At 47.2% G+C, this 13,240-nt stretch carries 13 protein-coding genes; 5 read left to right on the top strand and 8 right to left on the bottom strand.

The genetic code is table 11. The features are described 5' to 3' along the window. Positions 1 to 8: 8 nt before the first annotated feature. The 4 genes from QZ157_RS08130 to QZ157_RS08145 all read left to right on the top strand — a co-directional run bounded on the left by QZ157_RS08130 (position 9) and on the right by QZ157_RS08145 (position 3,444). The gene (locus QZ157_RS08130) at positions 9 to 578 is read left to right on the top strand and encodes a 4Fe-4S dicluster domain-containing protein (protein WP_295144199.1); all 570 of its coding nucleotides are present in this window, start codon (positions 9 to 11) and stop codon (positions 576 to 578) included. Next, entirely contained in the window at positions 571 to 1,542 is a 972-nt protein-coding gene (nrfD, locus tag QZ157_RS08135) for an NrfD/PsrC family molybdoenzyme membrane anchor subunit (protein ID WP_004321539.1), read from the top strand. Before QZ157_RS08130 ends, nrfD begins: the two co-directional genes overlap by 8 nt. 125 nt (positions 1,543 to 1,667) lie before the next feature. Next, positions 1,668 to 2,336, top strand: a complete 669-nt coding sequence (locus tag QZ157_RS08140) for a response regulator transcription factor (RefSeq protein ID WP_295144204.1) — start codon at positions 1,668 to 1,670, stop codon at positions 2,334 to 2,336. Next, positions 2,320 to 3,444, top strand: coding sequence for a HAMP domain-containing sensor histidine kinase (locus QZ157_RS08145; RefSeq protein WP_295144207.1), 1,125 nt, complete (start codon positions 2,320 to 2,322; stop codon positions 3,442 to 3,444). Before QZ157_RS08140 ends, QZ157_RS08145 begins: the two co-directional genes overlap by 17 nt. On the opposite strand, the gene QZ157_RS08150 is transcribed toward QZ157_RS08145, so the two are convergent. Continuing rightward, positions 3,441 to 4,292, bottom strand: coding sequence for a cache domain-containing protein (locus QZ157_RS08150; protein ID WP_295144209.1), 852 nt, complete (start codon positions 4,290 to 4,292; stop codon positions 3,441 to 3,443). The genes QZ157_RS08145 and QZ157_RS08150 overlap by 4 nt on opposite strands. Next, positions 4,285 to 4,656, bottom strand: a complete 372-nt coding sequence (locus QZ157_RS08155; RefSeq protein WP_295144212.1) for an HIT family protein — start codon at positions 4,654 to 4,656, stop codon at positions 4,285 to 4,287. The genes QZ157_RS08150 and QZ157_RS08155 overlap by 8 nt, the downstream gene beginning before the upstream one ends. A gap of 130 nt (positions 4,657 to 4,786) precedes the next feature. Between QZ157_RS08155 and QZ157_RS08160 the strand changes: the two genes are divergently transcribed. Beyond that, positions 4,787 to 5,623 (top strand): tetratricopeptide repeat protein, encoded by an 837-nt coding sequence (locus QZ157_RS08160; RefSeq protein ID WP_295144215.1) that lies wholly within the window; start codon positions 4,787 to 4,789, stop codon positions 5,621 to 5,623. Positions 5,624 to 5,903: 280 nt separating this feature from the next. Here QZ157_RS08160 and QZ157_RS08165 read toward each other — a convergent pair whose 3' ends face one another. The 6 genes from QZ157_RS08165 to QZ157_RS08190 all read right to left on the bottom strand — a co-directional run bounded on the left by QZ157_RS08165 (position 5,904) and on the right by QZ157_RS08190 (position 13,113). Beyond that, positions 5,904 to 6,962, bottom strand: a complete 1,059-nt coding sequence (locus tag QZ157_RS08165; RefSeq protein ID WP_295144217.1) for a hypothetical protein — start codon at positions 6,960 to 6,962, stop codon at positions 5,904 to 5,906. Between the two features lie 50 nt (positions 6,963 to 7,012). Further along, positions 7,013 to 7,171, bottom strand: coding sequence for a hypothetical protein (locus tag QZ157_RS08170; protein WP_295144220.1), 159 nt, complete (start codon positions 7,169 to 7,171; stop codon positions 7,013 to 7,015). Further along, the gene (locus tag QZ157_RS08175) at positions 7,158 to 8,150 is read right to left on the bottom strand and encodes a cytochrome C (protein ID WP_295144223.1); all 993 of its coding nucleotides are present in this window, start codon (positions 8,148 to 8,150) and stop codon (positions 7,158 to 7,160) included. The genes QZ157_RS08170 and QZ157_RS08175 overlap by 14 nt, the downstream gene beginning before the upstream one ends. 101 nt (positions 8,151 to 8,251) lie before the next feature. Beyond that, positions 8,252 to 8,674: a hypothetical protein gene (locus tag QZ157_RS08180; RefSeq protein ID WP_295144226.1), complete on the bottom strand. Its 423-nt coding sequence runs from the start codon at positions 8,672 to 8,674 to the stop codon at positions 8,252 to 8,254. 144 nt (positions 8,675 to 8,818) lie between these two features. Further along, positions 8,819 to 10,654 carry a glutamine--fructose-6-phosphate transaminase (isomerizing) gene (glmS, locus tag QZ157_RS08185; protein WP_295144229.1) on the bottom strand — a complete coding sequence of 612 codons (1,836 nt, stop codon included), beginning with the start codon at positions 10,652 to 10,654 and terminating at the stop codon, positions 8,819 to 8,821. Between the two features lie 2 nt (positions 10,655 to 10,656). Next, on the bottom strand, positions 10,657 to 13,113 hold the full coding sequence (locus QZ157_RS08190) for an HD domain-containing protein (RefSeq protein ID WP_295144232.1): 2,457 nt from the start codon (positions 13,111 to 13,113) through the stop codon (positions 10,657 to 10,659). Positions 13,114 to 13,240 lie beyond the last annotated feature (127 nt).

Here is a 13,240-nt window from a genome sequence, read left to right on the forward strand (position 1 = left end):
GAAAAAAGATGAAAAAAGCGTATAGAATGATACATGACGAAAACCTCTGCATAGGCTGCCAAGCGTGCTCGGTGGCTTGCAGGAGCGAAAACGAAGTGCCTAGAGGCGTTTTTAGACTTCAAGTCCATTCGCAGATAAAGGGCAAATTTCCAAATTTAAAAACCGACTTTAGCAGACATAGCTGCGTGATGTGCGAGGACGCTCCGTGCGTGACTGTTTGCCCTACGGGAGCTAGCTTTCAGACGGCGGAGGGCATCGTGCTGCTAGACCACTCTACCTGCGTATCTTGCAAATACTGCATCCTGGCCTGTCCTTACGACGCTCGCTACGTCGAGCCGAAAACCGGCGAGATAGGCAAATGTACGTTTTGCTTTGAGACTAGAGTGAGCATTGGCGAGCAGCCTGCGTGCGTAACCGTTTGTCCGACCGATGCTTTGGCATTCGGCGATATAAACGATCCAAGCAGCGAAGCAAGTAAAATTTTAAAGAATAAAGCTCACTACTATCCTAAAGCCGAGCTTAAAACCAAACCGAAGCTTGCTATGATAGCTAACCGCAAAGGAGGAAGCCATGAATAATATGTGGGGAAGCGTAGCGCAATATAATGAAATTTACTGGCCATGGCCGATAGCGGTTTATCTATTTTTGGCGGGTTTGTCCGCAGGCGCGATGATGGTTGCGTTGCTAGTTAAGTGGAACTACCACAAAAAACAAGACGGCAGCATCTGGGACGCGATGGTAAAGGCGGGCGCTCTAGTGGCTCCTATAACGATTACCGTGGGCCTTGCGCTTTTGGTGCTTGACCTTGGCAAACCGCTTAGTTTTTACTGGATTTTGATTAAGTATAACTTCGGTTCGGTTATGTCTATCGGCGTTGCGCTACTGCTGCTTTATACGCCGCTAGCTTACCTTTTTGCGGTGATTATTTTCGAAGAAGAGATAGAAAAGTATAAAATTCTAGCGATTTTACGTCCTATTTCTAGGCTGATTCGCTCTTTCGCACCGCTTTCAAAGATAGTCGAGATGGCGCTTTTTGGCCTTGCTATCGGCGTAGGTATATATACGGGCTTTTTGCTTAGCGCGATTACGAAGCTTCCGCTTTGGAATACGCCTATTCTGCCGATTTTGTTCCTAACATCAGGCTTTAGCTCGGGCGTAGCGACAAACATCTTGGTCGGACTTTTGTGCTTCAAGCACCTTCTTAACGAAGACAACGTGAAGTATCTTTTGGTTATGGACTTGCGCGCCGTGCTTTTCGAGATACCGCTTATAGCTATACTATTTTTGGGCTTGTATTTCGAGGGCGGAGCTAGCGCGGTCGCCGCAAAACAAGCTCTAAGCACTGGACAATACGCGCTAATCTTTTGGATAGGCGTTGTAGGTATCGGACTTTTAACGCCTATCACCATAGCGCTAACGGCTCTAAAAAATCACGCGTATAGAGTGGGCTACATCATAGCAAACTCTCTTGTAGTTATCTGCGGCGTCGTGATGCTAAGATACTACATCGTTTATGCGGGTCAAGTTTTCACGGGCGCGTGAAATTTAGACTAAACTAGACGCACTAGGCTCGGTAAACTCGCCGAGCCTTTTTTAAATTCAGACGATCCAAAATCATTTTTAGCTATCATCTCCCTTAAAATATTGCGATAAAATTCGGAGAATTTATGAAAATTTTACTGCTTGAAGACGACTTCGTATATCGTGAGAGCGTTAGCGAATACCTGGAAAGCCTGGGCTACGAGGTGGATGAGGCGCCAGACGGCAAAGTAGCCTGCGATAAGATAGCGGCGGGCTTTTATCACCTGCTGATCCTTGATATCAAGGTTCCGCATATCAGCGGACACGAGGTGATAAAATACGCCAAAGATATCGGCTGTGAAACACCCATAATGATAATGACCTCGCTCGTGGATATAGACGATATGGCTGTCGGATACGAGCTGGGCTGTAACGAGTATCTAAAAAAGCCCTTTGAGCTAGCCGAGCTAAAATTTAGAGTAAACGAGCTAATGCGAAAATATCACGGCAGAGACGATAAAAACTTGATCGCGATCGATGAAAACTTTAGCCTCGATACCGCCAAAAAACGGCTAAAATTTAAAGGCAAGCCGGTTGAGCTAAGTACGAGAGAATTCGACATCATCGAGTGCTTGCTGTTTCATAAAAACAGCTTCGTAGGTATCGAAAGGCTGCGAGCCGAGGTGTGGAACGACAAGGAGATCGACCCCGCCGACGTACGCATGCATATACTAAAAATCCGTCAAAAAACGACTCCCGAGTTTATAAAATCATCGCGCGGACTAGGCTACAAAATAGATGTTTCAAAATCTTAAAATCCCTGTTTTAGCCACTTTTATCATCATGGCTTTGTTTATATTTCAAAGCTACGAGATTATAAATTTAAGCTCCAAAGACGAATACTCGAAAAATATGTTCGAGTTGCTGGAGTACGAGGGCAAAATCCGCAAAGCGCTCGATAAAAACGAGACTTTGCCTATTTCGCTCACCTATAGATACGGCGTTTTTGATCTCAAGGAAAAGCAGATCGTCTCAAATTTAGACGCGCGCCCGAGCGATTTAAAATTTATCACCCGTCAAGAAAACGGCTATCTTTTTTACAAGACCTATTTTAGCGCGGACGGCGAGTTTTATTATCTCGTGCTAGCTAAAAAGCAAAACGCGGCTAGGATTTTATTCGTTACGGCTCTAACTCTAGCGTTTGCGCTCGTGGTCGTATTTTTCGCGCTTTATCTGTCGTTTGTTAGCGGGATAAAGCCGTATAAAGACGCTAAAAAATATATGAATAACTTTTTTAACGACGCGATGCACGAGCTAAAAACGCCGCTGGGCATCATCGGCATAAACCTTGAGATGCTGGGTCTTGATAACAAATACGTCACCCGCATGCGCTCGGCCCTAAAGCAAATGCAAGTTACATACGAGGACACCGAGTACTACATCAAGCGCGGGTATATTTTATTTCCGCCCGAGATTTTAAATTTGAGCGAATTTTGCCTCGAGCGAGCGCGGTATATGCGCGGTATCGCGATGGCGAAAAATATCAAAATTTACGACTTCGTCGAGCCTGATTTGCAAATTTTCATGAGCAAGATAGAGGCGGGCAGACTGATCGATAACAACCTAAGTAACGCCGTAAAATATAGCCGCGAAGGAGGGATAATAAATTTACGTCTTTTTGAAAAAAGCGGCAAAATCGTGCTCGTAGTCGAGGACGAGGGCGAAGGCATAAAAGACACGAGTAAAATTTGGAAACGCTACGTTAGAGACGAGGGCGTGCAGGGCGGCTTTGGCCTTGGGCTAAACATAGTGCAAAGCATCTGCGTGAAAAACGGCGTAGAGTACGGCGTGAAAAGCGAACTGGGCAAAGGCAGCGTCTTTACCTACAAATTTTCGCCGTACTCAAAAAGCCTGCTTGACTAATCAAACCAAACGCTAAGCTTTGCTAAATTTCGCTCCTTTGAGTCGGAGTTAAAATAAATCACGAAATATCCCACTCGCTCGCCCTTTGCGTCGTTCATCGGCTGTACGGTAAAGGCGTGCGAATCCGTCTGATAAAATCCGCCGCTTTTAAATTTGATATCTTTTAGCATCGGCAAGACGTTTAAATTCGCGTAGCTTTTATTTACGAAATGAAAGCCTTCTATGATGCCCTCGTCGCTGCTGTTTTGATAGGGCAGATCGCCGCCTGCATCGAGCAATACGAAAAGATCAAGCCCTTGCTGCGAGAAAAAGTCGCTCAAATGCTTAAAATCAAGTAGTACTTCGATACTTCCCAGCATCTTTTTATCCTCAAATATCGGCGCGACCGACCTAATGAAAACTCCCGCGCGACCGACCTCGATGCCTGCGGCTACGCCGTTTTTGGCCTCGGCTAGCAGGTGGCGAAAGTTCGTTAGATCGTCGTTATACATCGGTATCCAGCTCCTAGCAAAGCTCCTCATTTCGGGCGTGTGGATGTGAAATTTTGCATTTTCGTAGATCGGCACCTTGCTTAGCGTTTTGGTAAATTCGCCAAGCGTCTCTAGGCACATTTGGCGGTCGTTTTGGCTCATGCATTTTTTCACGTACTCGTTTTGCGCTAGTAGCGCCGCCACCGTCATCGCGGAGAGTTTTTCCTCTTCGATATTTTTATTTAAAATTTGTGTTTGGAAGTCGAGAAATTTTTTGATATTTTCCGTCTGCGTCTGCTCGTCCCAGCGCGCCTTATAAACCGCCAAAACGCCTGCTACTACGATGATTGCGAGCGTTAGAAGTATTTTTTTATTCACGCTTTTTGCCTAGCTCGCGCGCTAAAATTTGAGAAAATTCGGCAAAACCTGGTAAATTTAGCTCGCCCTCGCGCTGCTTTTTGCCCCACATGGACTCCGGGAAAAAGCTATCGCTCTCAAACCTCGCCATCACGTGAAAATGTACGCGCGGCACGTAGTTGGCAAAGCTTGCGATGTTTATTTTGGTTGGATTATAAAATTTTCTCATTACTTTTTCGGTCGTCAAAACCACTTCAAAAACCCTTTTTTGCGTCGCTTCGTCGCAGTCGGTGAGCTCCTTAAACGGCGTTTTGGTAAAAATTTTTACCCACGGTATCTCGCTCATTTCCCGCTCGACGAAAATCAGCTCGTCTTCAAAAATCATTTTACGCTCCTTTTTGATAGCGATTTTAGCCAAATTTGAATTTTAATCTTTTTAAATTTATACTTCGGACATTTTGGCTTCGGCGCTTTACGGCGGTAAATTTATAAAATTTGAAAGGAAATTTGAGCTTATGAAACGTTTTATTTCGCTCATATTTTTTGCGGCGCTGGCTTTTGGCGGCGAGCTGGCCGATCTGCGCGATGAGTGCGAGAGGGGAAATAAGGAGGTTTGTAAGAGTTTGTCAAACGCGATTAAAAATTTAGAACTCGCTTGCAAGAAAGGCGGCGAGGAAAACGCGATGGCGTGCGCGGGGCTTGGCTATTTTTACGAATCCGACAAAGAATTTAAAAAAGCCGTCGCGCGCTACGAAAAGGCCTGCGAGCTAGGCGCGGACAAAGCCTGCGTGTATCTTGGGCTGCTTTATCAAAACGGGCAGGGCGCGACGCAAGACCGCGATAAAGCTAACGAGCTTTTTAGACGAGCATGCGAAAAGGACGTCGCCGAGGGGTGCGCGAGCCTGGCGTATAGTTACGGCAAGGGGCTTGGCGTCTATCCCGACGGCAAAAAGACGAACGAGCTGTTTGCTAAAGCCTGCGAGCTAGGCGAGGAAACGGCGTGCTACAATCTTGGCTTAAGCTACGCGATGGGCGACGGAGTGCAAAAGGACGCGGCAAAGGCGGCGCAGATATTTGCGGCCTCTTGCGAGCGCGGATACGTGGGCTCTTGCGCCGATCTTGGGGTTTGCTATTTTAAGGGCGAGGGCGTGGAAAAAGACTACGAAAGAGCCATTGTGCTTTTTACTAACGCTTGCTCGGGCGCTAGCGCGCTAGCCTGTGCAAATTTAGGCTTTGCCTACGAAAAAGGCATGGGCGTAGAAAAAAATAAAAACGCCGCCAAAGAACTTTACGATAGAGGTTGCAAGCTCGGAGAATTTAACGCATGCCAGTATCTAAAAAATTTGCGTTGAGGCAAGTGAGCAAACAAACCTTGTCGTTTTAATTTGAAAATTGCGCACGGCATAGCAGGTAGCTAGAGCATGGCATGGCGCAAAACTCATCTAAAGTCCGCACCGCTCGTGTGCCGATCTATGCTTGCCACGCCGCCATTTTGGTGATAGTTTTATTTTCAAGCTAACTCAAGTAAGAAAATAGTTCCGCCATGATCGGTGCTAAAAGTAAAATTTAGCAACAAAATTAAAATAGTGCGGGCGTACAAATCCAAAATAAATTTGACGCTCGCAGCTAAATTTATCTTTTAAAGTCATGAATTTCGATACTAGCGCCGTATTTTTTACAAAGCTCGCTTACCTTTTCTTTTAGCCTTTCCTCGTCATAGCAGATGAGATCGATGTATGCGTGCCTCTGCCCGGTTGCGCCGCCGATTATCTCCAAAAACGAGCCGCAGCTTTCTAGCTCCTCGTCCTCGATCTTGTTTCGCAGATCAAAGCCTTTCTGTACATCGCCGCCGTTATCGATGCTAAGAAAGCAAAATTTGATACCAAGCTCAAAAGCTTCATCATAGATGTCGCGTTCGCCGTTTAGGTATTGATTTATGATGGCCGTCAGGCAGGTGGTGCCCACGATCACGTCCTCGCGCACCTCGCTACCGCGCGGCTCCATCTCGTAGCTGAAAAAATTCTTTAGCGGTTCGCGCGCGGCTTTTTCGCCGAATTTCTCATCGATCAGATCGGCAAATTCGCTTAGCGGCACGCCGTTTTCTTCGGGCTGGGCCAGTACCTCAAGCTCGCCTAGCGTATTTATGATTGCCGTTTCGCCGATCATATTGTCAAGCAGGATAAAGCTAAGATTGTAGGCCTTGCCCTCGTCCTGCGCGAGTAGAGCCGCTAGGTTTTCGTTGTAAATTTTAATATCCACGTCGCTTTCGTTAAACTGCGCGTAGATCATCGACTCCTCGGCGTTTACGTGCGTATCGTACATCTCGATCCCGCCGATACCTCGCGGCGCACGCGGCTTTCCGAGCGTGCAGAGCATTCTGTCCTCAAGCTGTTTTGGCATAGCGTTTTTGATGAAGCTTAGCCAAAATAATCGGTGTCTCATACCCTCGGGAGTCAGCACCAAATCAAGCTTATCGCCCGCAAGCCCCGTCATAAAATAAGGCTCTGCAAGGCAGATACGAAGCTTCTCATCGGTCTTTTGCATCGCCTTTTCAAACTCCTTCGCCGCCAGATCGGCCTTGATCTCATCTATCACGCCGCTAAATTCCGCCCAAAATTTATCCACCCTGCCGGCAAACGTGCTTGGAATTTGCGCTTTTTCAGCCTTTTTACCAAAACTAAATAACCCCATATTTTCTCCTTAAATCAAATTTTATTTACATTATAGCTGATTAACTTGCCTCACGTGCACTGAAAACAGCCGCCCAAAACCTCGCATTTCTCGCAAATTTGCACGTATATGACCCCCTCGCCCTGTATCATCTCGCCAAATGGGATCTGCGCTAGGTGCTTCATCGTCCCGCCGCAGCTAGGGCAGGTTAGATACTCAGCGTCCTGCACCCACTGCGGATAAGCCGCCTACGGTCACATCAAGCTCGCTAAAACAGCCGTAAAAGGGCGATACTTCGTCGCCTAGCTTAAATCTCATACCGCACAGATGCGCAAAATCCTCCTGCGAAAAGTAGTTTTCATCGAAACCTTCGCCATCATGGCTTAGCTCTATTCCGCCGTCTGGGCCGCGTTTGCAAAAATATCTGACCGATCCGACGCAGGTCGGGCAGCAGCGAAATATCGCGTCATGCTTTAAATTTAAAAACGCAAGTCGCGGCTCGTCGGCCTTAAGACGCAGCATATCGAGCATCTCGCAGCCGCAAAACTCGCACTTTTGCCCCGTAGGCTCGCCGATTTGCACGGCATCGTCCGTGTTTTGGTTTGAGTTTAAATTTGCGCCTTGGCCCGCGCGCTTGCCATCTTTTACGCGTACCGCGGTAAGACATTTATCAAAAACGAGCGATTTTCGCTCACCCGTCTCGTCAAACGCCCATCCGCCGATTTTTGCGTAAAACTCGGTGCCCACATAGAGTTTTTTACGCCACGGCCTCGGGTTTTTATACAGCTCGTAAAAGAGCTCGGCCGTCTGCTCGCCGCCCTGCCACGCAAGCGCGCAAAGAAGGTGATTTAGCACGTTTTTGGAGTTGTCCTCTAGCGAGTTTAGTTTTGTTATGAGTGCGTCTTTTACGTCGTCCGGCGCACTGAAGTAGAGCTCGGGCGGATAGTAGATCTCCTTCGCCACCGCAGCTCGCGCGATCCTTGGATCGTGGATATCCAGCAGGCTAAAAAGCGCCCAAAAATCATTGCAAATCTCATCCCATTTTTCGATCTCATCGATTCGCTCCGCGATTTTTAAGATCATCGCTTCTACTTCGTCGGCGCTTAAATTTAAAATTTCATCCCGCCTCTGCCTTTGGCTGCACGAGTGGCAAATACCGTCGAAATAGATCGTGTTTTCGCCGCATTTTGGACATAGATGAGCGCCCATATTTGCTCCTTTTAGTTAAATTTCGTCAAATTTTATCAAATTTCGCTGCATTTGGCGAGCAAGCGCGGCTTTAAATTTGACTTCGTTTGCCTGCGCCAAATTTATCTATATCTGTAAATTTTTAGCCCGCTTTCGTCTATTTCGTAGTCAAATTTGCCTGCCTTCGTAACGGCTTCTAGTAACGCTTCAAGCGGATTTGGGATAAAATTTGATGTGAGCTTTTCGGCTCTGTTCATGCGCGTTTGCTCGTAAAATTTAGGCACGAAAACCCAGCGCAAGTCTTTAAACAAAATAGCTCCGTTGGCGCAGTCGAAATACCCGTCCCCTAAACACCCAAAACCGCAGATGAGCGCGATCTCCTCGTCGCTTGAAAGCAGTTTTGTGCGTAAGCCCTTGCAACCCGAGGCTTCTAAAATTTCGCAGAGCTTGAGCCATTTTGCGTCGTTCATCAGCGACGTGAGACGGCGCGCTTTTTTATCTAGTCTTTTTTGATAAATTTCGTATTTTTCGTTTAAATTTTGCATGATACTCCCGGCTGCCGATAATTTGTAATTAGATTTAGAATAAAATTTGAGAGAAATTTGGGCGAGTAACCTCTCGCCCAAATTTACAGATTAGGATTAAAAGCGAAATTTAGCGTCGTCGCCCGTCAAATTTCGCCTATTAATTTACTCTACGGTCACGCTTTTAGCGAGGTTTCGCGGCATATCCACGTCGTTGCCCAGCCTCACGGCGATCTCTAGCGCAAAAAGCTGCAGAATGATCATCATCTCGAAAAACTCGCTCATCGGGTGAGCTTGTTTGCTAGTCTTTATAAAATCGTCGCTAAGCTCGAACTCATCGGGGCTAATCGCAAGTATATAGGCATCGCGGGCGGCTAGCTCCTCGACGTTGCTCTTGGTTTTGTCGTAGAGGACGGTTTTAGGCATTAGCGCGATCGTAAAGAGCCTCTCATCGGCAAGTGCGATAGGGCCGTGCTTCATCTCGCCAGCTGGATAGCCCTCGGCGTGCAGATAGGAGATCTCTTTGAGCTTTAGCGCGCCCTCGAGTGCTAGCGGGTAGAATATATCTCGCCCGATAAAAAAGAAGCCGTGACCGTGCAAATAGTGCTTGGCTAGGCGGCGGATGCGCTCTTGCGGCTCTTTGCTGATATTTAAAATTTGCGGAACGTGCAGGAGTGCTGCGATCTCATTTTTTAGCTCGTCTTTACTTATTGATGCCTTAGCCTGCGCGATTTGCAGCGCTAGCATCCATAGCGTCACGACCTGTGTGGCGAAGGCTTTGGTGCTGGCTACGCCCTTTTCGATACCGGCACGAGTTAACAGAGTGTCGTCCGCTAGGCGCACGATCGATGAGTTATCGACGTTGCAGATAGCTAGCGTCTTTAGCCCCGCTTGCTTGGCGATTTTTAGCGCCTCTAGGGTGTCGGCGGTCTCGCCGCTTTGCGAGATGACGATGAAAAGAGCGTTTTTGTTTAGTTTCGGGCGTCTATAGCGAAATTCGCTCGCGATCTCGACCTTAGCTCTCGTGTCTGCTAGACGCTCGAAAAGGTAGCTAGCCGTAAGGGCTGCGTGATAGCTCGTGCCGCATGCGCAGATCACGATATCATCAATATTTCGTAGATACTCATCGGTCAAATTTTCAAGCCCGACGGCATCCTCTTTGACGCGTCCCATTAGCGTTTCGCTTACGACTGCGCTTTGTTCGTAGATCTCTTTTTCCATAAAAAAGCGGTAGCCCTCTTTTTGCGCGTAGCTTTTATCCGCAGGCAGCGCGGCAAAGCTCGGGCTTAGTTTTTTTGCGTCTTTAAAAACCGCGATCTCGTCAATGCTAACAAATCCGTAGCTTTTATCGTCCAGGTAGCACACCTCTTTGGCTAGGCCGATTAGCGGGGCGTCGGAGGAGGCGAAAAATACCTCTTTCTCCTCGCTTTTGCCGATGGCTAGCGGCGCGGCGTCCTTGGCGAAAAATATTTTGCCCGGAGCCGTTTTGGTGATAAGCAGCGTCGCGTATGCTCCGTGCAGGCGCGCTACCGTGGCTTCGTATGCTTTAAAAGGCTCGCCGATAGTTTTTAAATTTTCCTCAAAAAGATGCACGATGACTTCGGTGTCGGTTTGGCTAAGGAAGCTAACGCCCTTTGCCTCAAGCTCCTCTTTTAGCTCTTTGTAGTTTTCGATGATGCCGTTATGAACGACGAACGAGTGCTCGCCCAGGTGTGGGTGAGCGTTGATCTCGGTAGGTTTACCGTGCGTAGCCCAGCGCGTATGACCGATCGCGACGCCTTCGCCGCTAGAGCTAAAGCCCTCTGATTTTTTGGCTAAATTTTCAAGCTTGCCGATGGCTTTGAAAAAGGCGATTCCCTGCGCGCATTTGTCGCAACCGCCATCTAGGCTCATCACCGCCATGCCGGCACTGTCGTAGCCGCGGTACTCAAGCTCTTTTAATCCGTTTAAAATAAACTCTCTTTTTTCTCTATTGCCGACGTAACCGACGATTCCGCACATGTTTACTCGCTTTCTAATAATTTTAAAATTTCGCCCAAATCCACGCCCTCGCGCTTTTCGATAAGCAGCAAATTTCGCGTCCTATTTTTTACGGTTTGGATTCTGGCGTTGGCTATTTTTACATCAAATTCCTTAAAAACTCCCAATACGTAAGCCATCAGCCCGCGCTGATCTTTTGCGTTTATGCCAAGCTTCGCGTACTCTTGCGAGTGGTTTGGGTCAAAATTTAGCTCGCCTTTTAGTATTATCGGGCGATTTATCTGCGCTGAGGCGCCGCTTTTTAGCGAGATTTCGATGAGGTTTTTTAAGGTTTCTAGCTCGCTTGATTTTACGTTTTTATTAAACTCTAGCTTGACGTAAAATTTACCGTCAAACAGCTCGAAAATCTCCATAAATCCAAGATCAAGGTGCGCCAAAGACGAGAGCAAAACCGCTAAATTCGGGTAGTTTTGCGCGTAAATTTCGATGCTCAGGCTTTGGTGATTTTGTATCTGCACGCTTAGTTTATCGGCGTTTTGCGCGGCCCAGGCGATGCTAATGATGTCTGCTGGTTGGTATTTAGCAAAGAGCAAATTTGAAGGGATGGCAAAAATTTTCTCTTTCAAATTTTCGTTTAAGGCGGCAAATTTGGCGTTTCGCCTGATGCTAAGCTCCTTTTTTACGCGCCTTGCGGCTTCATCGAGCAGATTTTCATCCTCGAAGCTTTGCAGGCAAATGCCGTAAAGCTCGCGCAAAAGCCGCGCTAGATATGGCGTATAGAGCTTTTCGTCGGTCGCGTTTATCACGCAGTAGGCGACGATGTAGGCGAGTTTTAGCGTTTGCGGATCGCCAAGCTTTGAGATAAAGCTAAAAATCGTTCGCTGATCGTAGATGTCCTCGCGGTTTGCCACGTCGTTCATCAGCGTGTGGTAGCGCACGAGCGTAACGCCGATATTTACGGCCTTTGCGCTCAAATTTAACTTTGCGGCGTAGGCGCGGAAAATATTTGAGCCCACGACCGAGTGATCGCCGCCTAGCGCTTTGCCTGCGTCATGTAGCAGCAAGGCTAGCTTGAGCAGCGTGCGCCCCTCGAGGCAGAGCTCGTCGTAAAGCGATTTTACGAATTTATCTTTGATATTTTCGGCAAATTTGACGCTTAAAACGCAGTGCTCGCCGACGCTAAATTTATGGTAGCCGTCAAATTCGGCCAAATTTACGGCGTGTTCGAGCGGCTTAACTAAAACGGGCAAAATCTCCGCGTCCAAAAGCGCCTTGATGATGTAGTGAGCGTGGTTTCGCATCAAAATTTTTCTAAAAAGCGCGAGCGAATCCTCGGCGTCCTCTTTGCTGATTTGCGCGCGTTTTAGGTAAAAAATCGTTCCAACGTCAAATTTATACTCCGCATCGCCGAGAGCTAAAAGCTGCTTTAGTACGGCGTTTAAAGGGCGAGGGCGGACGTGTAGCGGGACGTAAATCGTATTTTCAAACCTATAAAATCCGTTTTTTAGCCGCGCGGCTCGTAGCTGGCTAAATTTAACCCCGCTCGTAAATTTGCTCCTGTAAAAACTAGAAACCAGATAGCGCGAGAAAACCGCGACCGAGTGCATGCATGAAAAGAGCTTTTGCGAGATGACGCTGCTGTTTTCTTGCGTTTTTTTGGACTTGGTTTGCATGAGCGCGGTGATCTCGTTTAGCTTAGCGGGGGCAAAAACGTCCGAGCCTAGGGTTAAATTTTGCGCCGATTTTACGCAGAGGATAAAATCAGTCGCCAGATTTAGCGCGCTAAGCTCCTTTTCGTCGATAAATTTTAGAGCCTGCGAGCGCATGCTGATCTCGTTTTCAAAGCCGTTTAGAGCGCAGTTTAGATAGTATATGTCGTTCGTACCGCCAAGGTCGTTTTTAAGATCGGGCTCTTGCCTTATATTTGGGATCTCGTTAAAAGCGCCCAAATTTTTGGCGTAAAATTTGAGATTTTCCTGCGCGTTAAATTCGCGCGTTTCGTAGATCTGTGAGCGCGCGGCCTTATACAGCGTGCGCGAGCCGCAGATATAGCGGATACGGCTAAACGCGGCCTTTGCTTTGTGGTCGTTTTTGTGAGATTCGAAAATCTCGTCCAGCTCGCAAATTTTGATATTTAGCTTTAAATTTGAGTCCTCCAGCGCGGCGACTAGCTTTTTTAGGATAAATTTGACGTTAAAGCCCGCGTTTTCTTTAAAAACGAGTAAAACCTCTAAAACCGAGCTTGTAGAGATGAGGTTATCGGCGTATTTTTCGGTAGCGATGACGCAAAACGGGATAAAATCGACGTCTGGGTTAAAGTCCGCGAAAATCTCGTCCAAAACCCGCGCGCATAGAGCTTTTATGAGCTCGTCGCTTTGCTTTGCGATGAAATTTGCAAAGCCCTTGCCTTGAAGCTTTTTTAGCTGCGAGGCCAAATTTGCGCCTCCTAAAACGCCGTTTAAATTTCCTTTTAAAGCCACTTTTTACCGCCGTCTTTTTGTGTAAATTTTATCCGATGATACTAAAATTTTGCAAAAACAAAGCTTTTTTAACATATAATCGCCGTTTAATATCTATTTTCGGAATAAAATTTGACAAATTTAATAG

Origin of the sequence: uncultured Campylobacter sp., from assembly GCF_905372745.1 — a bacterium.
Taxonomy (GTDB): domain Bacteria; phylum Campylobacterota; class Campylobacteria; order Campylobacterales; family Campylobacteraceae; genus Campylobacter_A.